Origin of the sequence: Achromobacter sp. UMC46 (assembly GCF_014170335.1) — a bacterium.
GTDB lineage: Bacteria > Pseudomonadota > Gammaproteobacteria > Burkholderiales > Burkholderiaceae_B > Achromobacter.
In genome coordinates this window covers 1-22158 of record NZ_LZZS01000036.1, presented here as the reverse complement: position 1 = coordinate 22158, position 22158 = coordinate 1, and the positions used below count along the sequence as shown (strand labels likewise).

The following is a 22158-nucleotide window of genomic DNA, read 5'->3' as shown; positions in this document are numbered from 1 at the left end:
CTCCTAAGCCTTTTCGACCTGCACCAGGAACGACTTGAATTCCGGTGTCTGCGAATTACCGTCGCCCACGACAGGCGTCAGCGTGTTGGCGATGAAGCCGGGTTTGGCCAGGCCCACGAAGCCCCAGTGGATGGGGATGCCCACGTGGTGCACGGTCTTGCCCTCGATGGTCAGCGCCCGCAAGCGCTTGGTGACCAGCGCCACCGCCTTGATGTACCCGCGGTTGGATGACACTTTCACCCGCGACCCGTTGGCGATGCCCAATTCCTTGGCCAGCGCCTCGCCGATCTCCACGAACTGCTCGGGCTGAAGAATCGCGTTGATGCGGACGTTCTTGGTCCAGTAGTGGAAGTGCTCGGTCAGCCGGTAGGTGGTGGCCACGTACGGGAACTTGTCCACGGTGCCCATCGCAGCCAGGTCGTCCTTGAAGACGCGCGCGGCCGGATTGCTGGTGACGCCCTTGGCCTTCGGATACAGCGGGTTGTAGCCCAGCGGCGTCTCGAAGGGTTCGTAGTGCTCGGGGAACGGCCCTTCGGCCATGCCGGCGCGCGCGAAGAAGCGCGCCACGCCTTCCGGGTTCATGATGAACGGGCCCATGCCGCCGTCGGGGTTCTCGTCGCCCTTGAAGTCGGGGATGTCGGCTCCCGTCCAGACCTTGCCGTTCCAAGAGATCAGGTTGCGGCGCGGGTTGAATGGCTTGCCGGACACATCACAGGACGCGCGGTTATACAGGATGCGGCGGTTGGCCGGCCACGCCCAGGCCCAGTTCAGCGTCTGGCCGATGCCGGTCGGATCGCTGTTGTCGCGGCGCGCCATCAGGTTGCCGCCGGGGCCCCAGGCGCCGGCGAAGATCCAACAGCCGCTGGACGTGGAACCGTCGTCGCGCAATTCCGCGAATCCCGCCACTTGCTCGCCGCCCTTGCGAACCAGCTTGGTCGGATCTTTGGGATCAACAACGTCCGTGAGCGCCTTGCCGGAATACTCCTTGGCCAGCTCTTCCGCAGTCGGGTTTTGCGGATTGGCGTAGGGCCAGGACAGGTTGACGATGGGGTCGGGGTACTTGCCGCCGTCATCCTGGTACAGCTTGCGCAGACGCGTGAAGATCAGCGACATGATTTCGATGTCGCTCTTGGCCTCGCCCGGAGGCTCGGCGCCCTTCCAGTGCCATTGCAGCCAGCGCCCGGAGTTCACCAGCGCGCCGTCTTCTTCGGCGAAACAGGTGGTGGGCAGGCGGAAGACTTCGGTCTGGATCTTGGACGAATCCACATCGTTGTGCTCGCCCGCATTGCGCCAGAACTCCGAGGTCTCCGTGACAAGCGGGTCCATGATGACCAGGTACTTCAGCTTGGCGAAGCCGTCGTTCATCTTGCCCTTGTTGGGCGCGGCAGCCAGGGGGTTGAAACCCTGTGCGATATAGCCGTTCATCTTGCCCTGGACCATGAGCTCGTACACCTGCAGCATGTCGTACATCTTGTCGAGCTTGGGCAGGTAGTCGAACGCCCAGTTGTTCTCGGCAGTGGCCGACTTGCCCCACCAGGCCTTCATCAGGCTCACGTGGAACTTGCTGTAGTTCTGCCAGTAGCTGAGCTGGTTGGGCCGCAAGGGCTTGAGCGTGCGCGTCTCGATGTACTTGGCGTAGTCCTGCTCGGGTTCGTTGGGCAGCGTCATGTAGCCGGGCAGCAGGTTCGACATCAGGCCCAGGTCAGTCAGGCCCTGGATGTTCGAGTGCCCGCGCAGCGCGTTCATGCCGCCGCCGGCGATGCCGATGTTGCCCAGCAGCAGCTGCACCATGGCGCCGGTGCGGATGATCTGCGACCCGATGGAGTGCTGCGTCCAGCCCAGCGCGTACAGGATGGTAGCCGCGCGATCGGTGGTGGCCGTGGAGGCCAGCATGTCGCACACCTTCAGGAACTTGTCGCGGGGCGTGCCGCACACGCGTTCGACCATCTCTTCGGTGTAGCGCGAATAGTGCTTCTTCATCAGCTGGTAGACGGTGCGCGGATGCGCCAGCGTCGGGTCCGTCTTGACGAAGCCGTCGTCGCCGCGCTCGTAGTCCCAGCTGGCCTTGTCGTAGCTGCGTTTTTCAGCGTTGTAGCCCGAGTACAGGCCCGCCTCGAACGTGAAGTCCTCGCGCACAATGAAGGAGAAGTCGGTGTAATTGCGCACGTACTCGTGTTGGATCTTGTCTTGATCCAACAGGTACTTGATGACGCCACCCAGAAAGATGATGTCGGTGCCGGTGCGTATGGGCGCGTAGAAGTCCGCCACGGATGCCGAGCGCGTGAAGCGCGGATCCACGACGATCAGCTTCGCCTTGTTATGGGCTTTCGCTTCCGTGACCCATTTGAACCCGCACGGGTGGGCCTCGGCGGCATTGCCGCCCATGATCAACACTACGTCCGCGTTCTTGATGTCGACCCAATGGTTCGTCATCGCTCCACGGCCAAACGTCGGGGCAAGACCTGCCACCGTCGGGCCATGTCAGACACGGGCTTGGTTGTCGAACGCCAGCATCCCCATGCTGCGCACCGTCTTGTGCGTGATGTAGCCCACCTCGTTGCTGCTTGCCGAGGCGGCCAGCATGCCGGTGGTCAGCCACCGGTTTACCGTTTTGCCGTCCGCGGTCTTCTCGACGAAGTTCGCGTCGCGGTCGGCTTTCATGAGCTTGGTGATGCGCGTCAGAGCGTCGTCCCACGACATCCGCACCCATTTGTCCGATCCGGGCGCCCGGTATTCCGGGAACTTCAGGCGGTTGGGGCTATGGATGAAGTCGATCAGGGCCGCGCCCTTCGGACAGAGCGTGCCGCGGTTGACGGGGTGATCGGGGTCGCCTTCGATGTGCATGATGCTGGCGCGCGCGTTCTTGGCGCCGTCGCCCAGACCGTACATCAGCAAACCGCAGGCGACCGAACAGTAGGGACAGGTGTTGCGCGTTTCGGTCATGCGCGCAAGTTTGTACTGGCGCACCTCAGCCATGGCTGTGCCGGGAGCAACCCCGAGCAATGCCAGGCTGGAGCCTGCCAGGGTTGCACCTGTCACCTTGAAGAACTGGCGGCGATTCATGTTGACCATGAAGCACTCCTCTCCTGGTGAATGACGAAAGCCGGAGGCTTGCCCGAAGGAAAAAGCCCTACAACTTCCAAGGATATTTCGACGAGTATATTCCGAAGCCGCGTGGCCGTGCCATGGGTGAAACCCGCTTTCAACCGGGATTTGGCAGCGAAATGGGAGTTGTTCGCAGATTTTGGAGGGCCGCACGGCTGCTACCATTGCCGGCGGCCGTGGCGGGAGCGGCCGTTTTTCACGATGTGTTTTTCCTGATGTGTTTTTCCTGACTTCCCGCCTGACCTGCTGGAGCGCCGATGCGCCGCTTTGCCCCCCTGGCCCTGTCCCTCGCCGTCCTGGCGGGGATGCCCGCCGTCGGTACGCCTGCCCCCGCCGCCACTGCGCGCGCCGCCCTGACTCCGGCCGCGGCCGCCACCGAAGCCGCCCATCAGGCGGCCATGGACGGCTACCTGTACTTCTATCCCCTGGTCACGATGGACCTGACCCGGCGCCAGTTCACGCATCCGTCGCAGGGCGCCCAGGGCGCCCCGTCCAACACCTTCCTGCATGTCCGCACCCTGCCCCAGCCGGGCGCGGCCACGCCTTGGGCCAACCCCGACATGCTGCGCAGCACCGGCTGGCTGGATCTGACCGGCGGCCCCGTGGTGCTGTCGGTGCCGGACACGCAGGGGCGGCTGTACACACTGACCCTGCTGGACATGTGGACGGACGTGTTCGCCACGCTGGGCAAGCGCACAACCGGCACGGCCAAGGGCAACACCGTGATCGTGCCGCCCGGCTGGACCGGCACGCTGCCCTCGGGCATGGCCCGCATCGACGCCCCCACGGCCCACGTCTGGGCGAAGGCCCTGATCCAGGCCGACGGCCCGGCGGACTACCCCGCCGTAAACGCCTTGCAGGACGGCTTCACCCTGACGCCGCTGTCGCAATGGAACCTGCCCGCGCAGTCGCAGCGCGTGAAGTCCGACCCGAACCTGGACCTGAAGATCCCGGTGCGCGAGCAAGTCGAATCCATGCCCACCGACGCCTTCTTCACCTACGCAGCCGAGCTGCTGCGCAAGCACCCGCCGCATGCCACCGACCAGCCCGTGCTGGCGCAGTTGCGCCGGGTCGGCCTGATCCCCGGCAGGACCTTCGAGTTCGACCGCCTGGACCACCCGGCCAAGCAAGGCATGCGCCGGGGCATGCGCGCCGGACGCGCGCGCATGGAAGCCGCAGCCGGCGGCACGCTGCGCGCCTTGAACGGCTGGCAGCAGGAAACGGCCAGCGTCGGCGTGTACGGCAGCGCCTATCTGCGCCGCGCGCTGGCCGCCCAGGCGCAACCCGGGTCGGGCCTGCCCGAAGACCTGGCGGTGCTGCTGCTGGCGGCCGACAGCCAGGGCGCGCCGATCGATGGCGCGCACCGCTACGGGCTGCACTTTGCAAGCGGCCAATTGCCGCCCGCTGGCGCGCTGTGGTCGCTGGCGGCCTATGACGGCCAGGGCATGCCGGTGGCGAACCTGCTGAACCGCTATGCGCTGGGCGACCGCGCGCCCTTGCGCTACAACGCCGACGGATCGCTGGATGTGCACGTGAGCCATGCGCCACCCGCGCCCGAGGACCAGGCCAATTGGCTGCCCGTGCCGGCCTCAGGGCCCGTGACGGTGCTGCTGCGCGCCTACGAACCGGGCCCGGCGCTGCTGGACGGATTGTGGATGCCGCCCCCGCTCGTGCGCGACGAGCCGCAGCCGGTGGCGGACGCCGCGCCGGCGGCAGGCGGACCGGCGGCGGAGGCGGTGGCCGAGGCGACGCCCGCCGCCCCCGCCAAAGCCGCGCCCCCGGCTCCGACGTCGGCCGCGAAGAAACCCTAGAGGCCGCGTGCATGACGGCGCCATGACAGGCGCCTGCCGCTACCATAGGCGTTTTATTCATGAATGATGAGCGCCCGCCATGGACGACGCCTTTAGCCACCAATTGTCGATGACCATCCTGATGACGCCGGACATGGCGAATTTTTCAGGAAACGTGCACGGCGGAACCATCCTCAAGTACCTGGACCAGGTGGCCTACGCCTGTGCCAGCCGGTACGCCGGCCAATACGTGGTGACGCTCTCCGTGGACCAGGTCGTGTTCCGTGAACCCATCCACGTGGGCGAGCTGGTGACCTTCCTGGCGGCGGTGAACTACACCGGCCGCACCTCGATGGAGATCGGCATCAAGGTCGTCACCGAGGACATCCGCAAGAAGCTGGTGCGCCATACCAACAGCTGCTATTTCACGATGGTGGCGGTGGACGACCAAGGCGCGCCGACTGCCGTGCCGCCGCTTGCGCCGCGCAACCTGGAAGAAAAGCAGCGCTTCGAGGCCTCCCGCCTGCGCCGCGAACTGCGCCAGGAAATGGAACGCCGGCACGACGAGATCAAGCGCGAAACCACGCACGACGCGCCGCCGGGCCCCTGAACCGGTCCGGCGAAAAAAAACCGAGCCATGCAGGCTCGGTTTTTTTCTTGGCGAGGTCGGGTTCGGGCCGACGCCGTCAGGCGCGTTCCGCGGCGCCCGGCGGACTGGGCGGCGCGGAGGCGGGTTCGCGGTCGCGGCCCACCATGCGTTTGACACCCAGCCATTGTTGCGACCAGAAGCTGCGCCCGTAGTCGCGGCCGCCCAATTCCGTCTGCTGGTCATGGATGCCCGTGGGACCGTAACCCACCCCGAAGCGGGCGGTGCGGAACAGCACGTCCCAGATCGGGAACAGCGCGGCGAAGTTGTAGCCGCCCACCGGCCCCGGCGACGACGCGTCGTAGGCAATGGAATGGTGATGGCGGTGAAAGCGCGGGCTGACCAGCAGGCGCTCGCCCAGCGCACCGAAATGCATGCGCAGGTTGGCGTGCGAGAAGCTCTGCGCCAGCTGGGTGATGGCCACCACGATCACGAATTGCGCGGGCGGCACGCCCACCAGTTGCGACACGAACACGACCAGCACGTCGCGCAGCATGTCGTCCAGCAAGTGGTTGCGGTCGTCGCTCCAGATAGTCATCTGGCGCTGGCTGTGATGCACCGCGTGCAGCGCCCAGAGCCAGCTGAAACGGTGCTGGGCCCGGTGGTAGACGTAGTCCACCGCATCGAACAGCAGCAGGTAGATGATCAGGCTGACCCAGGCCTTGTCCGTCACGCCCGGCCAGTACTGGTCCAGCTGGAATGGCGCGAAGCCCCAGATGTGCAGCTGCCCGAAGACGCTGTCCCAGAACGGGTCGATCGTGAAGAACAGCGCCAGGCGGAACACGCCCAGGCGGTGGATCAGCGTGTACAGCACGTCGATGCCGATCTGGCGGCGGTCGGTGACCGCTTCAACCGGCCGCAGGCGCTGCAGCGGGCCGAACACCAGCACCAGCACGGCGACCTGCACCAGGCCCACCAGCAGCCACATCGTGGCGTCGTAGCCGTCTTCGATGAAGTTGCTCATCCCCAGGTGAAACAGCGCGGGCTGGATCAGGGTCTCGAAAAGCCATTGCTGGCATTCCCCGAACAATTGACTGAGCGTATCCATGATCAATGATGCGTAGCGATCCAGTCGCGGTAGGCGGGATGCGTATTCAAGGTAGCAAAACAATAGCCCTTCTGCTGCAGGCCCACAATCAGGGGCTCGAGCACGGCGGGGGCCCAGGGGTCCTGGCGTGACCAGATGCCCAGGTGCGCCAACAGGATGTCGCCGGGCTTGATGGTGCGCAGCGCCTGGTCCAGAAGCTTGGCATTGGGGAATTTATCGCTGGGCAGCTCGTCGCCCAGGAAACCGGCGGGCGCCCAGCCCACGTGCTCGAAGCCGCAGGCCTTGGCCGCTTTCAACAGCGCGGGCGACGTCTTGCCGCCCGGCGCGCGATACAGCGGCAGCATGTTCTGGCCCGTCATCTGATGGAACCGGGTGGCGGACCGCTTGATCTCGGCGCAGTACTGGTCGGCCGTCCATTCGGCGGTCTTGCCCGTGTCCGGACCCGCGCTGGGCTTCACGCGGAACTTGCCGCCCGGCAGGTCGCCCTGCCAATAGACGTGGTCATAGGTGTGCGAACCGAAGGCATGGCCTTCCGCCGCGCGCGCCTTCCACCACGGCGCCCACACGTCGTCCAGGCTGGAGCCGTCGGTCTTCGTGCGCTCGTTGGCCAGGAAGAACGTGACCTTCACGTGATGCCGGTTGAGCACATCGGCGATCAGCGGCGCCACGCCCATGTGGCCCGTGTCGAAAGTCAGGTACACCGGCTTGTCGCACGTCGTCGGCGCAACCGCATTCGCCGTCGGAACGGCAAACGCCAAGACAGCCGCCAGCAAGCCCGCGACAGCGGGTGCCGCGTGGGGGCTCTTCCGTCTACCGCGTAGGAGCATGGTTCAGCGTCCAGACGCCGTGGGGCGACTTGCCCACCGTCACCTGATTGACGACCTTCTTCTGCTCCAGGTCCACCACGGTCAGCTTGCGCGCCCAGCGCGACGTGACCAGCAGCGTCTTGCCGTCGGCCAGGACGTCCATGCAGTCGGGGCCGCCCGGCACCGGGAAGGTGTCGGTGACGGCCAGCGTCAACATGTCGATGCGGCTGATGGAGTTGGCGGTGCGGTTGCTGACGAACAGGTGGCGCTTGTCGCCCTGCGCGCGAAAGGCATGGGCGCCGGCGGCCGTCGGGATGCGCTTGACCAGCTTGGCCGGGCCGTTGCTGACGTCGTAGGCTTCCACGAACGAGTCGCCGGTCAGGGCCACCAGCAGCGTCTTCTGGTCGGGCGTCAGGAACACGTCGGCCGGCGTCTTGCCAACGGACACCGTCCACTTGGGCGTCTGCGTGGCCAGGTCGATGGCGATCAATTGGTCGCTGTCCTGCAAGGTCACGTACGCCGTCGTGCTCTTCTTGTCGATCATGATGTGGCTGGGCGTCTTGCCCGCGGGAATGCGCTTGACCAGCTTCAGGTCAAAGCCCTTTTCCAGCGGCTTCCAGGCGTAGATGTCGATATGGTCCAGGCGGTTGGCCGCCGTGACGAACCACTTCATGTCGGGCGAGAACTGCAGCTGGTAGGGGTCGACGATGCCGGTCAGAGTGCGTTGCACCTCGCCGGTCTTGGGATCCATCAACGTGATGGAATCGCCCGTGGCGTTGGCCACCATCAGGGACTTTTCGTCCGGGGTCAGATACAGGTGGTGTGGCTCTTTGCCGGTGGGCACGCGCCGCAGTTCCTTGTAGGAGACGGGGTCGACGATGCTGACATTGGCGTCCAGGGAATTCAGGACAAAAATCGGGGCGGATGCCGCCGCTGCGCTAAGCGCCATCCCTACGCCGGCCAGGGCGTAGCGGACAAAATGCAAGGGGTTCAATTTCAAGGTCCGGCAAGTAAGGATCGGGCACCGATCCCAATGCCGGCCATTTTAGGCTCAGCCGCCTTTCAAAAGGGCAACAGCCGGGGGTTTGGCGACAAACGCACACGCCTGTTGCGACCCCGCAACAACCCCCGGCTGAAAATCCTCTAAAAATCCTAAAAAGTCATTTGGTGCCAACGGGTTGCGCGTTGGCGTCGACCCAGGCGCCGGAGGCGAAATCGCGTTCCCGCAAGGCCGCCGCCCGGGCCGCCGACGACGGTCCCAGATCCGCTTCCAGCACGCCGCCCTCCGGACCGATGACAAAGGTGCCGATGCCGGTCTTGCCGTAGTGCGCCGGCCACGCGACGATGCGGTAGGCGGCGTCTTGTCCGCCCGGCAGCACCTTGTAGCGGTACCCGGCGAAGGCGTCGGCCGCGGGCACTTCCGGCCCCATCGCCAGCGCATCCGGCCCGAAGGCCTGCGGCGGCGCCCCGGGCAGCTCGGGCCAGTACAGGCCGTCCATCGTGCCAGGGCGGCTGACCAGCCGGCTCGCATAGCGGCCCTGCCCCACGCCTTGCTGATAGCGGGTCTGCGCCGCCTGCAGCTGTTGCAGGGTGTCGATCGCGGTCAGTTCGTTGCGGCCGATCGCGCGGCGCTGGATCTCGGCTTTGCCCGCCGCCGGGTCGAACCGCCAGCCCTTGCCCGACTGCACGATGGGCACCGGCATGGTCCATCCGGAATCGCCGACCGCCAGCCACGAGCGGCCGCCGTCGGCGATGATCTCGTGCTTCTTCGCCCACGCTGCCAGGAAACGGTAGATGTCGTCCTGCGCCACGCCGCCGGGCACGATCTGCTTGTGATCAGGCCCCAGCACGCGGGCGATGGCGACCGGATCGCTGGTGGCCAGCGCGTCGGCGAAAGCGTCCGCCGCGGCCTGCGACGTCGGATACACGCTTTGCGCCCCCACTGGCGCGGCCAGCCCCAGCGCCAGCAATGTCGCGGCGCCCAGCACGCGGGTCCGAACCCAGGCATTCGTCATGAAAGCTCCCTTGTCCATGGTGCTTACCTCCGGCCGCCAAAATGGCCGCCGCCGCCGCCGCCCATATGCCCGCCGCCACCACCGCCACCGCCGCCACGCTGGAAGCCGCCTCCGCCGCCTCCCCGGTTCATGTCGCTGCGGTGGCTTTGTTGGCGCATGCGGTCGCCGTTGCCGGCGTCGTGCAGCGCGCTGCTGCTGTTGGACGCCCGGGCCCGGTCGCGTGCCGCCGATTCGTCGGCACGCTGGCGTTGCGCCGCCGCCTGCCGGTCATGGGTGCCGGCGCCGGATGCGCCGGACGCGCGAGGCGTCTGGCCGCCCTGCGCCCGGTCGCGCGCGCCTTGTCCGGCACCCGCGCCCTGACTCCGGCCGGCCGCGCCTTCACCGCGACGGGCGCCCGCTTCAGCATGCCCCGGGATGTTCTGCCCCGTACGCCCTTCGAAGGACTGCGCCGCGCGGTCACGAGCCGCATCACGCGAATTCGGCGCTCCGCCGGCGCCAGGCGACCGGCCGCCCTGGCCCTGACCTACGCGCTGCTGCCCCGATTGCCGGTTCTGCAGGCCCGCCTGGCGCTGGCTGTCGAAGCGCTGGCGGTTGGCCTGGTCCGCATAAGGCGTATTGCCGCGGTTGGCCGGGTTGTGCTGCCACGAGACGTTGTTGTTCCTGGCGTTGTTGATCCGGTTATTGACGTTGACGTTGTTGTACCGGTTGACGTTGATGTCGACGTCGTTGTGTCCCCAGTTGAATCCGCCCCACATCGAATCCACGGCGGCGACACCCAGGCCGAAACCGATGCCGGCCACCAGCGAGGTCGCGAAGACCGAGCCCGGCGGCGGCGGATAGTAGTAAGGGGGGTACGTGGGATAGGCCCAGGCGCCGTAGACGACGGTCGGGTTGTAGCTGGGCACGTAGACGACTTGAGGGTCGGTGGGCTCGATCACCACCACGGTCTTGTTTTCGGTCGTGCTGGAGGTGACCTTCTGCTGGGGCGTGCTCTTCAGGTTGCCGGCCTTTTCCGCCTGCACGCGCAGCCGCTGGACCGAATCCATCACGCCGTCCGGCTGCGCCAGGAAGGCGTCGCCCACGGATTTCACCCAGTCGGGCTGTCGGCCCATCATGTCCATGACGGACGGGAACGCGACCAGCGATTTGACGCTGGGATCCCAGGTTTCGCCTTCGACCGCCTTGACGGCCTTGTCGCCGGATTCCGACGTGTGCGCGGCCGACCACTTGGCCGCGGCGGCGATGTCATCGGGGTAGGTCGACCCCATGAGTATCTGCGACAGTAACGCATCAGGGTATAGCGCCACGGGCGCCATCAACTGATCCAACTGCCCATTGTCCAGCTTGGTCTGCGCCATGGCGGGCAGGCAAACCGCCAGCCCCAGGCACAACCAGCCGATGAACCACCCTTGCAATCGACGCATGAACCGTTCTCCGTGAAGCAACGCATGAAGCCACAAGCCAGGAGGAAACCGCCGGATGACGCGCTGACAATATATGCCTAACGCCGGCGCAAGGAAAGCGCCGGCGCCGATCTCTCTGCGTTCACAGTTTGGCGACGGACACCTCGGTCGCCTTCACGAAGGCCAGCACGTCGGTGCCCACCTGCAGGTCCAGCTCTTTGACGGAACGCGTGGTGATCACCGACGTGACGATGCCCGCGGGCGTGTCCACGTCCACCTCGGACACCACCGGGCCCAGGATGATTTCCTTGATCTTGCCGCGGAACTGGTTGCGGGCGTTGATGGATTGAATGGTCATGGTCTTGCTCCTGAAAGGAAAAAAAGCGGCGCCGCCATGGCGCCGGGCGGGTTCGAAGGCCGCGCGGGATCAGACGCTGAAGCCGCCCGCAAGCGCCAGGCGGCCCAGGTCGTAGGCTTCATGGGCGACGGCGCCGCGCGGCAGAACCTGCTCGGCCAGCCGGTCGACCGATTCTTCCAAGCGGCCGCGCACGTCGTCGTCGATATGGGCGCGGCCATCCTCATCCAGCCGCACCTGCTTGTCGGTGGCGTAGACGCCAGCCAGGATGTGCCGGGCGCCCAAGGCGGACAGCACCGGTTTCAGCCCGTACTCCAGCGCCAGCAGATGCGCGGGACTGCCGCCCGTGGCGATCGGCAGCACCGTCTTGCCCGCGAACGCCTTTTCGTCCAGCAGGTCCAGCACGGCCTTCAGGCCGCCCGAAAACGACGCCTTGTAGACCGGCGTCGAGATCAGCACCGCATCGGCCGCCGCCGCCCGCGCCCGCAGCGCGCTGGCCCCGGCGCCCGAATAGTGGCCTTCGATCAGTTCTTCGGCGGGAATGTCGCGCAAGCCCAGCTCCACGACGCCCAGCCCGCGCGCACGCAACGCGTGGATGGCGTAGCGCAGCAGCGCGGAAGAACGGGAACGCGGTGACGGGCTGCCCGCCAATGCAATGATGCTCATGATGATTCGCCGAAGGTCGCGCGTCGGAATGCGGGCTGCTGGGTGAGAGGCGATTCTGTCACCGCTGGCGGGCGCGGAAAAATACTTAGTCGGCATGACGTTATGCCGGCAGGTGGCTGGAAACCCTGGCCCGCCTCCTCCATATGCGGGACTGGATTGCGGGCAACGGCGGGCCTATACTGGATTCGCCGTTGCTCGACATTCCTTTTCCTAAAGGAGAGGCAACATGTACAGGCACTTGCTCATCGCCGTGGATGGCTCCCTGCTGTCCGAATCGGCTTTCAAGCGCGCACTCGTTTTCGCCAAGGAAATGGGCGCCACCATCACCCTCATCCGCGCCATCCCGGAGGACCATCTGCTGGTCTATCAGGCCGAGATGCTGGGCACCACGCAAACGCATCACACCGACCAGGCGCGCAAGAACGCGCAAGGCTATCTGGACGGGCTGGAAATGGAAGCGCGCCATGCGCTGGTGCCCTGCAACATCGTCGTGATGGTCAATGACCACCCGCACGAGGCGATCGTCGAGACGGCGAAAAGCCAGGGGTGCGACTTGATCATCATGGGCTCGCACGGACGCCACGGCATGACGGGGTTCCTGCTGGGCAGCGAAACCCAGCGCGTGCTGGCCAAGACCCGCCTGCCCGTGCTGGTGTTTCGCTAGCGGCCGCCGCGCGGCCCGGCCCCCGAATGCTCGCCGCCGCGTCAGCCGGCGGCGGCCAGCGCGTGCTGGAAGGTGAAGCTGTCGGCGTAGATGTGGTCAAGGCTGGCGCCGCGTACAGCCAGCAGATGCTTGGCCTGCTGGATCATGGCGGGCGCACCGCACAGGTAGAAGGCGTGTTCGGACAGATCGCCGTGGTCTTCCAGGACGGCGTCCTGCACATGGCCGCGGCGGCCTTTCCAGCCCGCGCCGGCGCGCGACAGCACCGGCACGAAATTGAATTCATACAAGCGGCCGGCCCACCCGGCGATCTCGTCTTGCAGGTACAGGTCGGCCTCGGTGCGCATGCCCCAATACAGGCTGACCGGCGGGCAATCGTCCTTGTCCAGCAGGGACTCCAGGATCGCCTTGATGGGCGCGATGCCGGTGCCCGTCGCCATCATGACAAGCGGGCGCCAGTCTTCTTCGTGATAGCTGAACACGCCCAGCGGCGCTTCGATATCCAGCGCCGCTCCGGGTTGCGCCTGGCCCAGCCAATGGTCGGTGTAGCGGCCGCCCGGAATGCGGCGCACATGGAAGTCCACCTGCCGGCCGGCCGCCGCCGACGCCATGGAAAAGCTGCGCGTCTCGCCCTCAGGCAGCAACACGTTCATGTACTGGCCCGGCACGAAGTCCAGTCCCGATTCCGGCAGCGCCAGCGTCAGATGGATGATGTCGTCGGTATAGGCATCGATGCGCTGCACCGTGGCCGCCAGCCGGCGCGGTTCGGGAAACACCTGACGGCTGCTGGCCACGCTGATGCAAAGATCGCTTTCCGGGCGCGCCTGGCAGGCCAGGGCGTAGCCTTCGGCCGCTTCTTCCGGGGTGAGCGCCATAGGGAATTCGTCATAGCGCACGGTGCCTTCGGCCAGCTTGATGCGGCACGTGCCGCAGCCGCCGAAGGTGCACTCGTGCGGCAGCTTGACGTCTGCGCGCCCGGCGGCCTCGAGCACCGATTCGCCGGCGTCCACGTCGAAAGAGGCGCCGGTTTCCAGGATGAACACGCGGTATGCCATGGCGGGCCTCGCTTATTTCTTGATGTCGGCCTGCACCAGCACTTTCATGCCGCGCGGCTCCAGCAGTTCGGCCAGCGCCGCCAACGCGGCCACCCCCGCCTGCGTGTCCTGTTCGCCGTTGCCGCCGCTAAGCCCGATGCCGCCGATCACCTCGTCGTTCACGACAATGGGAAAGCCGCCCACGAACACGGCGAACTTGCCGTCAAAGCTCCACTGGATGCCGAAGGCCTCGTTGCCGGGCAGCGCCGGTCCGTTGGGCGGGGTGTTGAACAAATGCGTCGAACGCTTGTGGCCGGCCGCGGTGAACGCCTTGTTCCAGGCGATCTGCGGGCCGGTGATGCGGGCGCCGTCCATGCGCTCGAGCGCGATGGGATAGCCGCCGTCGTCCACGATACAGATGGATTCCAGCACGCCGATCGCTTCTGACTTCGCAATGGCCGCGCGCACCATGACGCGCGCTTCTTCCAGTTCCAGGCGATAGATCTGTTTCATAAGGCTAGCCTCTTCAGTTGTCCGCGCCTTAGCCGGCGCGGTAGACGGTCTTGATCTGCGTGTAGAACTCCAGGCCCACGCGGCCGGATTCGCGGAACGTGGACGTGCTGGAGTGCTTCAGCCCCCCGAAGGGCGCGTTGATCAGGTTGCCGGTGGTGGTGCGGTTGATCTTCACCGTGCCCGCCTGGATGTCGCGGGCGAAGCGGTGCGCGTAGCGCGCATCGGTGGTGGCGATGGCGGCCGACAAGCCGTACTCGGTGTCGTTGGCCTTGGCGATGGCGTCTTCATAGCCGTCGACCTCGATCAGCGCGATGACCGGGCCGAAGATCTCTTCGCGCGCGATGCGCATCTGCTGCGTCACATCCGTGAACAGCGCGGGCGTGACGTAGTAGCCGCGGTCGAAGCCGGGGCCGGTCAGGGCGTCGCCGCCGCACACGTGCGTCGCCTCTTCCTTGCCCACCGCAACGTAGCTCAATACGTTGTCCAGCTGCTTGCGGGTGGCCAGCGGGCCCAGGTCGAAGTTGCCGTCCAGCCCGTTGCCGATGGTCAGCGCCTGGATGCGCGCCACCAGCTTGTCGGTGAACGCCTGGCGCACCTTGGCGTCGACCAGCACGCGGCTGGTGCCCGTGCAGGCCTGGCCGCTTAGCGAAAAGCCGCCTTTCACCGCCAGGTCCACTGCGCGGTCCAGGTCGGCGTCGGCCAGCACGATCAGCGGATTCTTGCCGCCCAGCTCCATCTGCGTGCGGGTGGTCAGGCCCGCGCCCCGATGGATCTGTTCGCCCGCGGCGGTCGATCCGGTGAAAGAGATCGCGCGCACCGCGCGGGCGGTGGTGATGGCCGGGCCCACCGCGCTGGCCGGGCCGATCACCAGGTTCAGCACGCCCGCAGGCAAGCCCGCCTGCACAAGAGCCTCGGTCAGGCGGTAGCCGGACAAGGGCGCATCCGACGAGGGCTTGAACACCACGGTGTTGCCGGTGATCAGCGCCGGCGCTATCTTGCGGGCCGGAATCGAAATGGGGAAGTTCCAGGGCGAGATCACGGTGACCACGCCCAGCGGTTCGCGCTGGCTGTAGACGACCATGTCGGGATCGTCGTTGGCGAAGGTCTCGCCCGTGAAGCTCTGCCCTTCCACGGCATAGAAGCGGATCGTCTGGGCCGAGCGCATCACTTCGTCTTTCGCCAGGTTCAGGCTTTTGCCCTCTTCCCGAGTCAGTTCGCGCGCGAAGGCGTCGGCGTGGTCCTCCAGGTACTGGGCGGCGCGGAACAGGATGGCGGCCCGCTTGGAGATCGGCGTGTCGCGCCAGCCTGCGAAGGCGGTATCGGCCGCCTCCACCGCGCGCCGGGCGTCTTCGGCGTCGGACACCGGAAAACGGCCCACGATGTCGGACGTGTCGGCCGGATTGAGGTTGGGGGCAGTCCGACCGGTGGCGCTGGGCACCCAGGCGCCGTCGATGTGGTTCATGAATGCCTGCTGCGAGAGATCGTCCACGGAAGCGCTTCCTTTACCTGTACGGGAGTGGCCGGAAATCGGTCGTCTTAGATAGCTTCTGAACATTGTATACTTTAATCACTTTGCGGCGATACGTGGAAACCCCAGGCTTAGCCGTGAAAAAGGGGCCCCCAGGGCCCCTTGCAACGCCGGCCGGGCCAGGGAAAGGTCAACTCCAGATCAATACGGCGCAGATGGTGGAGACGAACAGCGCCAGCAGCACGGGCAGCAGCAGGGCGCGCACCAGCGACAGCACGTTGACCCGCGCGAACCCCGCCACCGCGATCAGCGACGACCACGCGATCAGGGTGCCGCCGCCCGTCCAGACGGCGCCCATCTGGCCCACGGCGGCCAGGGTCGCCGGGTCCACGCCCACGACCGGGCCCAGCGCGCCGGACAGCGTGCCGGTCAGCGGCAGGCCGGCGAAGCCCGAGCCGTCGATGCCGGTGATCATGCCCACCAGCAGCACGCCGAACGCCACCAGGAAATGATTTTCGGGAATCAGGTGCTGGCCGGCCGAGATCACTTCGAACAGCAGGCCGGGCGCCTGCGCCAGCGGCACACCCAGGATCTGCGCGGCGGTTTCGTTGGCGCCCACGAAGAAGAACCCGGCGATCGGCAGCACCGATCCCATCGCCTTGAAGGCGAACACGAAACCGTCCGTCACGTGCTCGGGGCACACGTCCAGCATCTTGCGCGGGCCTTCGGCGGCCAGCGTCACCAGCATCATCACCACGAAGGCCACGCCGCCGACCAGCGCCGCCGCGTCGCCACCGCGCAGGGCGGGTATGGACGGGAACAGCCGCGGCACCACCATCACGGCGATCACGGCCAGGAACGCCAGCGGCGTCACCACGGCAAAGGTTTTGGACCAGCGCACGCGACGGCGCTCCTCGTCGTTCAGCGCGGAGCCCTGCGGCAGCGACGGGTCGCCGCCCATGGTGCCGCGCGCCAGTTCGGCCTTGTCGAACGAGCCCGACTGCTCGATCCGCGCCAGGCTGCCGTCTTGCGCGCGGGCCTGCCAGGCGTCCAGCAACGCGGGGCTTGCGGGCACGATGTGCTTGCGGATCAGCAGGTAGGCCGCCACCAGCGCCACGGCGCCGGTGATCAGCGACAACACCAGCGCGCGGTCGGCCACCACCGCCGCGCTGACCGCCGCCCCCGCCGCCTTGGCGCTGATGCTGGGCGCCACTCCGATCACATAGTCCGACGACAGCGCCATGCCCTGGCCGGCGATGGCGATCGCCATCGCGCCGGCCAACGGCGGCAGCCCCGCCGCGATCGCCGCGGGCAGCAGGATGGCGGACACCAGCGGCACGGCGGGCGTGGGCCAGAAGAACAGCGAGATCACGTAGGTACAGAGGGCGATGATGACGAACGAGGAATGCCCGCCGCGCATCACCCGCCGGAAAGGCTGGACCATGCGCACGTCCGCCTGCAAGGTCTTCAAGGCGTTGAGCAGCGCGGTCATGAAGGTGATGACCAGGAAGATGTTGAACAGCTCCTTGGCGGCCACGAAGCTGGCCGAAAAGATGCCGATCAGCGCGCTGATCGGGTTGCCCGTGATGGCCAGCACCACCAGGAACGTGCCGATCACCGATGGCACCACCACGTTGGCCCGCAAGATCATCGTCAGGATGATGGCGGCCACGCTGAGCAGGTACATCCAATGGGCAGCGTTGAGCACGACGTCGGATTGCATGCGAGATTCCCCTTGTGACGTGGCTGTTAGGTCGCCACAATCGGTATACTATATTTCGTTAGGAGCCATACCAATCGAAATATGCAACGCCTAGGGAAACCGATAATTCTGAAAAACTCATGAATTACGGCCAAATATCAAGGGTTTACCCGTGATTTTTTCATTCTTGCCGAAACCGTCGATTGTCACGGATTGACTATCGTATACATACAAGGTGACATATCCGCATGCTGTCCGACCTGCCGTTCCCCGATGTCTGGCACTACGCCGCCATGGCGCTGGTGGTGTTCGGCGCCGCGCTGGCACAAGGCGTGGGGGGCATCGGCTTCGCGATGTTCGCGGCGCCGGTGGCGGCGATGTTCTTCCCGCAACTGGCGCCCGGCCCCCTGCTGACGCTGGGCGGCTTCATCTCGCTCCTGACCGCGCTGCGCGAACGCGCGTTCATCGACTGGTCCGCCGTGTCCTACGCGCTGGCGGGGCGGGTGGTGGGCACGCTGATCGCCATCTACGCCATGGCGCGCTTCGCCCCGCAAGCGTTGGGCGTGCTGTTCGCGTGCCTGATCCTGGCCGCCGTCGCGCTCAGCGTGGCGGGCCTGCGTTTCACCGCCACGCCGGGGCGCGTGTCGGGCGCCGGCGTGGCCTCAGGCATCATGGGCACGATGACGTCCGTCGGCGCGCCCCCCATCGCCATCGTGCTGCAGCATTCGGCGCCGCCGCGGCTGCGCGCGACGCTGGGCGTGGTGCTGTTCCTGGGATCGATCTTCTCGCTTGCCATGCTGGCGCTGGCCAAGCGGTATACGGGTTACCACGCCGGGCTGGCCCTTAGCCTGGCGCCTTTCCTGCTGGCCGGTTTCGCGGCCTCCAACCGGTTGCGGGCCTTGCTGCCGCCACAGGCCATGCGCAGCGTGCTGCTGGCGGTGTGCGCGCTGGGCGCGGCGGGCGTGCTCGCTAAAGCCTTCTGGGGCGCCTGATGCGGCGCCGCGGCAACGGCACTTGGCTACACCCGGTAATACAATGGAGACTGTATCCATTAATCCAGACATGCTCGCCATGACCACTTCGCCCGTCAGCCCGCAAGCCGTTGAGACGCAGTCTTCCGCTCCGCTGAAGATCGGCGAGCAGCATCCGCAGTTGTTCGCCGTCATCCGCGACAAGTTGCGCGAACGCATCCTCAGTGGCGAGTTCACCCCCGGCGACCGCCTGGTGGAAGGCCGTCTGTCCGAAGAAATGGGGGTGTCGCGGATTCCGGTGCGCGAAGCCCTGCGCGCCCTGGCGGCCGAGGGGCTCGTCACCATCGAACCGCGCCGCGGCGCATCCGTCTCGGTATTGTCCGATGCGGTGGCCTACGACATGGTGGAAGTGCGCGCCACGCTGGAAGGCCTGAACGCCAAGCTGGCGGCGCAACGGCGCGATGCGAAAACCGTCGAACGCCTGCAGGCCTTCCTGCGCGAAGGCACGGAAGCCGCGCGCAGCGAACAGCTGGACAAGTTCCTGGCGCTGAATTCGCAGTTCCACGAAATGCTGGCCACCATCGGCGGCAACGTGGTGCTGACCGATCTGATGCGTTCGCTGCGCGACCGCACGGCGCTGCTGTTCGCGCCCAGCAACATGCACCGCGCCAAGGCGAACTGGGACGAGCACTCGCAGATCCTGAACGCCGTCATCGCCGGCAACGGCGATCTGGCGGCGCTGCTGGCCAGCCAGCATGTGCACAACGCGGCCAAGGCCTATACCGACACGCAGCAGCTCGGATCGGCGGACTGAGACCGCAAGGCGGGGCGGCAGCGCGCGCCCCACGCGTTCAGGTGGCGGCTTCGACCGGATCGGACGCCGCGCCCACCACCACGCCCTTGCCGTTCTGCACCACCCACGACACTTTCACGTCGCCGTTCACGAAGGTCTGGCACGCCATGCGGTAGCCGGCCTCGAAATCTTCGGGGCGCAGGTGCTTGCGCTCTTTCGGCTTGACCGCATCGGTGTGCTCAAGCCCTTCCTCGATGCGGCATTTGCAGGTGCCGCACAGGCCGCCCCCGCATTTGAACGGGATGCCGCCTTTTTCCTTCAGCGACACGCGCAGCAGATTGCTGTTCTCGGGCGCGGTCGCCACCTTGCCGCCGTTCGAGATGAAAGTGATCTGGACCATGTCGTTCAATGCTCCGCCGCTGTGGCACCGGCCCGCAGCGTCAAGGTGGATTCCATGCTGCCGAAGCGCGTCAGGTGGGCCAGTTCCTTGCGGGCGGCCTCGACCGAGGCGAACTTCTCCAGGAATTTGGACGGCACGCGGTTCACCACATAGGGCGGCGCCTCTTCCGTGACGACCAGCCGCGTGTCGCCATGCAGCCGGGCGATGCGGAAGACCGCCAGCGCGCGCCCGTAGAACACGTAGTCGTAGGTCTCGATGATGTCGACGTCGTCGCCGACCTCGGTGCGGAACACGCCCGGCTTGGTCGTCAGGATCACGTATACGGAGTCCATGGCCGCTATGCCTCCATGTCCTGGAGCAGCTCGACATCGCTGCTGAGCCACAGCTGGCACGCCAGCCGATAGCCCTGGTCGATGCGGTCGCCCAGCTGCTTTTTCTCTTTCCAGTTCACGGGCGGCAGATGCTCGGCGCCCGCCAGCACGCGGCACGCGCATTTGGCGCATTTGCCCATGCCGCATTCATAGCGCAGGTGCGGATACGGGAACTGCTTGATGCCGGCCCGCACCACCAGGTTGGTGTTGTCCTTCACCACGTCGGTGAAGGTCTGGCCGCCTTTATGGAATACAACGGTAGGCATGGGTCTGTCGTCCAGGAGCTGCGGGCCGGCCGCGCAGCTCCTGCGGCGCAGCCGGATAGGCCGGATTCGCGGGCCGCTGCGTCAGGCGGCCAGGCCGAGTTCGGGCAGCTTGATCTCGTGCTGCACGTAGTCGGTGTAGAGCGCCGTGGTGTACAGCAGCCGCATCTGGGCGCCGATTTCGCAGATCTTCAGGCAGCGCCGCTGCAGCTCGACCGTGTTGGCGTGCTCCAGCACGATCTGATAGCCGCGTTCGCCGTGGATCTCGTCCGACACGATGTGCAGGTCGAAGAATTCCACCTCTTCATCGGTGAAACCGTACTTGTCGCGCAGCGTCGGGGTCTGCTTGCGGTAGATGGACGGCACCTGCGATTCCAGCCCCACGACCAGGCCCGCCACCGCCACGATGGGGTCTTCGCGCATGGCCACGGCGTAACACCAGCTTTGCAGCGCGCGCGTGGTGGGCGACATGTTGTCGGGATTGGTCACCCGTTCGCGGGTGGTGCCGCAGGCTTCGGCAAAGCGGATCAGCAGATCCGTATGGCGGTCGCCGCCGATTTCCTCTTCATACATGTTGGCCAGCAGGAAGTCCTTGGCCTCGGTATAGGTGTCGGGCGTGCGGGCATACAGATAGCCCAGGTAGTCCGCGAACGGACCGACGTAGTGGTAGTGGTTCTCGGCCCACCGCGACAGGTGTTCGCGGCTGAGCTTGCCTTCGGCCCAGGCGATGGAAAAAGGCGAAGCGTTGGCGCTCTTGCCCTTGATCGCGTTTTCCAACGCGGTACGGAATTCATCTCGGTTCATCAGTTCTGCCATGACGCGCTCCAGTCCAGAGGGGGAGGGATTCCAGGCTGGTTTAGCCCGGCCATGTTGAACATTGTATACCGTCTACTGTTTCGAACTGCTAGGGCAATCCCGAAGATGTCAGGCCAGTCACGGCATAAAAAGGGCCAGACCCTTTCAAATCAATGACTTGATCTGGCGCAAGGCCGCCACGGGCGACGGTGGACGCATCGCACTGCTGCCAGTACAATGAATACACTTTCAATGCAATACGGAAATACCATGAATACCCGCCATCCCCTGGGAGACGCCCCGATCGGTCAACAGCTGTTGACGCACTACGCCCGCCGCGACGCGGTGCGCCACGCCACGCCCTTGTTCCCGTCGTCCTGGGCCGAGCTGTTCGCGCCGTTCCGCAACGCCCGCCTGCAACCGTTGCGCGCAAGCGCCCCCGCGGTCCGTCGCAACGACGACGAACCGGTCTGCCAGGCTTGAATGATCGGAAGAGGCCGGGGAAGACGCCCCGGCCGACATGCCCGCCGCTTAGCGGCTAGGGGGGCTAAGCGCCAACGGCTAACGGCGGGCGCGCAAGCTCGCCCGCGCGCGGGCATCCCGCAACGCGGCATTGCGCTGGCGGTGCTCATTGGCCAAAGCCAGCACCAGCACCACCGCAAACCCCACGGTGTAGGCCAGCACGTCCCACCAGTCCGGCACGCTGCCGAACACCACGCGCAGCACCGGCTGCTCGATCTGCCACCCGTTCTGCCGCGCCAGATACTGGCCGAACTCCACCGCATACCCCGTCAGCAACGCCGCCACCGCCAGCGCGCCGACGTGCGCCCGGATGAACGTCCGGTACACCAGATAGACCCAGCCCACGGCCACCACATCCCCCACGAATCCGCGCAAGAACGGATAGGGCGCGCCATACAGGGCAATCAGCGCCAACAGCGCGGTCACGGCAAGCAGGGCGGCGAACGCGCGCCCATTGAACGTCAGGGTCATGGCTACAAACAGCAAAAAGTGAAAGGGCGGACGCGTTCTTCAAACGCCTCCGTCGCCGCCCGCGCATCAGCACCACAGGGCAACCGGGCAGGGTACTAGAAATCCACGGGAAAACCCGAGACACCCTCCGACACATGCGTCACCAAAGGTTATGCGGCCACGCGGCCCCAAAAGTTATCCCACCTTATCCACCGCCTATCCACCGCCTATCCACCCCCAATCCACCGACTTACCCACACCCTTATCCACCGCGCCCCACGCAAGCGCGCAAGCGCGCCCCCCCAAGCCAAGCACATCCATATGCCAAAAAAGGCCGCCCGCGCGGCCGCTTTTGGCGTCCCTGCACACTCCTCCCCCCAC

Annotated in this window: 23 protein-coding genes; 6 read left to right on the top strand and 17 right to left on the bottom strand. The window is 66.2% G+C overall.

The annotated features are described in order from the left end of the window. Positions 1-3: 3 nt before the first annotated feature. Positions 4-3072 carry a formate dehydrogenase-N subunit alpha gene (gene fdnG / locus A9973_RS25420; protein ID WP_183016409.1) on the bottom strand — a complete coding sequence of 1023 codons (3069 nt, stop codon included), beginning with the start codon at positions 3070-3072 and terminating at the stop codon, positions 4-6. Between the two features lie 290 nt (positions 3073-3362). Between fdnG and A9973_RS25415 the strand changes: the two genes are divergently transcribed. Next, positions 3363-4916 carry a DUF1254 domain-containing protein gene (locus A9973_RS25415; RefSeq protein WP_183016408.1) on the top strand — a complete coding sequence of 518 codons (1554 nt, stop codon included), beginning with the start codon at positions 3363-3365 and terminating at the stop codon, positions 4914-4916. A gap of 79 nt (positions 4917-4995) precedes the next feature. Next, complete coding sequence (locus A9973_RS25410) at positions 4996-5505, top strand: acyl-CoA thioesterase (RefSeq protein WP_183016407.1); 510 nt, start codon at positions 4996-4998, stop codon at positions 5503-5505. Between the two features lie 76 nt (positions 5506-5581). On the opposite strand, the gene A9973_RS25405 is transcribed toward A9973_RS25410, so the two are convergent. The 7 genes from A9973_RS25405 to ssuE form a co-directional block, all read right to left on the bottom strand. Next, positions 5582-6589: a sterol desaturase family protein gene (locus A9973_RS25405; protein ID WP_183016406.1), complete on the bottom strand. Its 1008-nt coding sequence runs from the start codon at positions 6587-6589 to the stop codon at positions 5582-5584. Between the two features lie 2 nt (positions 6590-6591). Further along, positions 6592-7416 carry a polysaccharide deacetylase family protein gene (locus A9973_RS25400; protein WP_183016405.1) on the bottom strand — a complete coding sequence of 275 codons (825 nt, stop codon included), beginning with the start codon at positions 7414-7416 and terminating at the stop codon, positions 6592-6594. Beyond that, positions 7400-8344 carry a YncE family protein gene (locus A9973_RS25395; protein ID WP_183016685.1) on the bottom strand — a complete coding sequence of 315 codons (945 nt, stop codon included), beginning with the start codon at positions 8342-8344 and terminating at the stop codon, positions 7400-7402. Before A9973_RS25395 ends, A9973_RS25400 begins: the two co-directional genes overlap by 17 nt. 211 nt (positions 8345-8555) lie before the next feature. After that, the gene (locus tag A9973_RS25390) at positions 8556-9410 is read right to left on the bottom strand and encodes a DUF2950 family protein (RefSeq protein ID WP_255469285.1); all 855 of its coding nucleotides are present in this window, start codon (positions 9408-9410) and stop codon (positions 8556-8558) included. 23 nt (positions 9411-9433) lie between these two features. Further along, entirely contained in the window at positions 9434-10834 is a 1401-nt protein-coding gene (locus A9973_RS25385; protein WP_183016403.1) for a DUF3300 domain-containing protein, read from the bottom strand. Between the two features lie 121 nt (positions 10835-10955). Beyond that, positions 10956-11171 carry a molybdopterin-binding protein gene (locus A9973_RS25380; RefSeq protein ID WP_183016402.1) on the bottom strand — a complete coding sequence of 72 codons (216 nt, stop codon included), beginning with the start codon at positions 11169-11171 and terminating at the stop codon, positions 10956-10958. Positions 11172-11240: 69 nt separating this feature from the next. Then, positions 11241-11834, bottom strand: a complete 594-nt coding sequence (gene ssuE / locus A9973_RS25375) for an NADPH-dependent FMN reductase (RefSeq protein WP_183016401.1) — start codon at positions 11832-11834, stop codon at positions 11241-11243. A gap of 226 nt (positions 11835-12060) precedes the next feature. Between ssuE and A9973_RS25370 the strand changes: the two genes are divergently transcribed. Then, positions 12061-12498 carry a universal stress protein gene (locus tag A9973_RS25370; RefSeq protein WP_183016400.1) on the top strand — a complete coding sequence of 146 codons (438 nt, stop codon included), beginning with the start codon at positions 12061-12063 and terminating at the stop codon, positions 12496-12498. A gap of 41 nt (positions 12499-12539) precedes the next feature. Here the strand turns inward: A9973_RS25370 and A9973_RS25365 are convergent, their stop codons facing one another. The 4 genes from A9973_RS25365 to A9973_RS25350 all read right to left on the bottom strand — a co-directional run bounded on the left by A9973_RS25365 (position 12540) and on the right by A9973_RS25350 (position 17233). Next, the gene (locus A9973_RS25365) at positions 12540-13550 is read right to left on the bottom strand and encodes a 2Fe-2S iron-sulfur cluster-binding protein (protein ID WP_183016399.1); all 1011 of its coding nucleotides are present in this window, start codon (positions 13548-13550) and stop codon (positions 12540-12542) included. A gap of 12 nt (positions 13551-13562) precedes the next feature. Further along, positions 13563-14042 carry a heme-binding protein gene (locus A9973_RS25360; protein WP_105559548.1) on the bottom strand — a complete coding sequence of 160 codons (480 nt, stop codon included), beginning with the start codon at positions 14040-14042 and terminating at the stop codon, positions 13563-13565. A gap of 28 nt (positions 14043-14070) precedes the next feature. Beyond that, positions 14071-15504: an aldehyde dehydrogenase family protein gene (locus tag A9973_RS25355; RefSeq protein ID WP_220805663.1), complete on the bottom strand. Its 1434-nt coding sequence runs from the start codon at positions 15502-15504 to the stop codon at positions 14071-14073. A 196-nt stretch (positions 15505-15700) separates the two neighbouring features. After that, a complete protein-coding gene (locus A9973_RS25350; RefSeq protein ID WP_183016397.1) occupies positions 15701-17233 on the bottom strand; it encodes a hypothetical protein in 1533 nt (510 codons plus the stop codon). A gap of 227 nt (positions 17234-17460) precedes the next feature. Here A9973_RS25350 and A9973_RS25345 point away from each other — a divergent pair, with 227 nt between their 5' ends. Next, positions 17461-18204, top strand: a complete 744-nt coding sequence (locus A9973_RS25345; RefSeq protein ID WP_183016396.1) for a sulfite exporter TauE/SafE family protein — start codon at positions 17461-17463, stop codon at positions 18202-18204. A gap of 79 nt (positions 18205-18283) precedes the next feature. After that, complete coding sequence (locus A9973_RS25340; RefSeq protein ID WP_183016395.1) at positions 18284-18997, top strand: GntR family transcriptional regulator; 714 nt, start codon at positions 18284-18286, stop codon at positions 18995-18997. Positions 18998-19034: 37 nt separating this feature from the next. Here A9973_RS25340 and A9973_RS25335 read toward each other — a convergent pair whose 3' ends face one another. From A9973_RS25335 to A9973_RS25320, 4 genes are all read right to left on the bottom strand, one after another. Next, complete coding sequence (locus A9973_RS25335) at positions 19035-19385, bottom strand: 2Fe-2S iron-sulfur cluster-binding protein (RefSeq protein ID WP_183016394.1); 351 nt, start codon at positions 19383-19385, stop codon at positions 19035-19037. Further along, positions 19382-19708: a ferredoxin gene (locus tag A9973_RS25330; protein ID WP_183016393.1), complete on the bottom strand. Its 327-nt coding sequence runs from the start codon at positions 19706-19708 to the stop codon at positions 19382-19384. Before A9973_RS25330 ends, A9973_RS25335 begins: the two co-directional genes overlap by 4 nt. Before the next feature lie 5 nt (positions 19709-19713). Continuing rightward, positions 19714-20013, bottom strand: a complete 300-nt coding sequence (locus A9973_RS25325; protein WP_183016392.1) for a 2Fe-2S iron-sulfur cluster-binding protein — start codon at positions 20011-20013, stop codon at positions 19714-19716. Between the two features lie 81 nt (positions 20014-20094). Further along, the gene (locus A9973_RS25320; protein ID WP_183016391.1) at positions 20095-20826 is read right to left on the bottom strand and encodes a TenA family transcriptional regulator; all 732 of its coding nucleotides are present in this window, start codon (positions 20824-20826) and stop codon (positions 20095-20097) included. A gap of 249 nt (positions 20827-21075) precedes the next feature. Between A9973_RS25320 and A9973_RS25315 the strand changes: the two genes are divergently transcribed. Beyond that, the gene (locus A9973_RS25315) at positions 21076-21288 is read left to right on the top strand and encodes a hypothetical protein (protein WP_169273135.1); all 213 of its coding nucleotides are present in this window, start codon (positions 21076-21078) and stop codon (positions 21286-21288) included. Between the two features lie 78 nt (positions 21289-21366). Here A9973_RS25315 and A9973_RS25310 read toward each other — a convergent pair whose 3' ends face one another. Then, positions 21367-21798, bottom strand: coding sequence for a DUF2809 domain-containing protein (locus A9973_RS25310; RefSeq protein WP_183016390.1), 432 nt, complete (start codon positions 21796-21798; stop codon positions 21367-21369). Between the last annotated feature and the right edge of the window lie 360 nt (positions 21799-22158).

Excerpts from the sequence above, each read along its gene's own strand:
- A9973_RS25385 (WP_183016403.1), bottom strand. The coding sequence starts at position 10,834 with ATGCGTCGATTGCAAGGGTGGTTCATCGGCTGGTTGTGCCTGGGGCTG.
- A9973_RS25395 (WP_183016685.1), bottom strand. The coding sequence starts at position 8,344 with ATGGCGCTTAGCGCAGCGGCGGCATCCGCCCCGATTTTTGTCCTGAAT.
- A9973_RS25405 (WP_183016406.1), bottom strand. The coding sequence starts at position 6,589 with ATGGATACGCTCAGTCAATTGTTCGGGGAATGCCAGCAATGGCTTTTC.
- A9973_RS25345 (WP_183016396.1), top strand. The coding sequence starts at position 17,461 with ATGCTGTCCGACCTGCCGTTCCCCGATGTCTGGCACTACGCCGCCATG.
- A9973_RS25390 (WP_255469285.1), bottom strand. The coding sequence starts at position 9,410 with ATGACGAATGCCTGGGTTCGGACCCGCGTGCTGGGCGCCGCGACATTG.
- A9973_RS25325 (WP_183016392.1), bottom strand. The coding sequence starts at position 20,013 with ATGCCTACCGTTGTATTCCATAAAGGCGGCCAGACCTTCACCGACGTG.
- A9973_RS25330 (WP_183016393.1), bottom strand. The coding sequence starts at position 19,708 with ATGGACTCCGTATACGTGATCCTGACGACCAAGCCGGGCGTGTTCCGC.
- ssuE (WP_183016401.1), bottom strand. The coding sequence starts at position 11,834 with ATGAGCATCATTGCATTGGCGGGCAGCCCGTCACCGCGTTCCCGTTCT.
- A9973_RS25380 (WP_183016402.1), bottom strand. The coding sequence starts at position 11,171 with ATGACCATTCAATCCATCAACGCCCGCAACCAGTTCCGCGGCAAGATC.
- A9973_RS25360 (WP_105559548.1), bottom strand. The coding sequence starts at position 14,042 with ATGAAACAGATCTATCGCCTGGAACTGGAAGAAGCGCGCGTCATGGTG.
- A9973_RS25400 (WP_183016405.1), bottom strand. The coding sequence starts at position 7,416 with ATGCTCCTACGCGGTAGACGGAAGAGCCCCCACGCGGCACCCGCTGTC.
- A9973_RS25370 (WP_183016400.1), top strand. The coding sequence starts at position 12,061 with ATGTACAGGCACTTGCTCATCGCCGTGGATGGCTCCCTGCTGTCCGAA.
- A9973_RS25355 (WP_220805663.1), bottom strand. The coding sequence starts at position 15,504 with ATGAACCACATCGACGGCGCCTGGGTGCCCAGCGCCACCGGTCGGACT.
- A9973_RS25365 (WP_183016399.1), bottom strand. The coding sequence starts at position 13,550 with ATGGCATACCGCGTGTTCATCCTGGAAACCGGCGCCTCTTTCGACGTG.
- A9973_RS25350 (WP_183016397.1), bottom strand. The coding sequence starts at position 17,233 with ATGCAATCCGACGTCGTGCTCAACGCTGCCCATTGGATGTACCTGCTC.
- A9973_RS25410 (WP_183016407.1), top strand. The coding sequence starts at position 4,996 with ATGGACGACGCCTTTAGCCACCAATTGTCGATGACCATCCTGATGACG.
- A9973_RS25340 (WP_183016395.1), top strand. The coding sequence starts at position 18,284 with ATGACCACTTCGCCCGTCAGCCCGCAAGCCGTTGAGACGCAGTCTTCC.
- A9973_RS25320 (WP_183016391.1), bottom strand. The coding sequence starts at position 20,826 with ATGGCAGAACTGATGAACCGAGATGAATTCCGTACCGCGTTGGAAAAC.
- A9973_RS25415 (WP_183016408.1), top strand. The coding sequence starts at position 3,363 with ATGCGCCGCTTTGCCCCCCTGGCCCTGTCCCTCGCCGTCCTGGCGGGG.
- A9973_RS25315 (WP_169273135.1), top strand. The coding sequence starts at position 21,076 with ATGAATACCCGCCATCCCCTGGGAGACGCCCCGATCGGTCAACAGCTG.
- A9973_RS25310 (WP_183016390.1), bottom strand. The coding sequence starts at position 21,798 with ATGACCCTGACGTTCAATGGGCGCGCGTTCGCCGCCCTGCTTGCCGTG.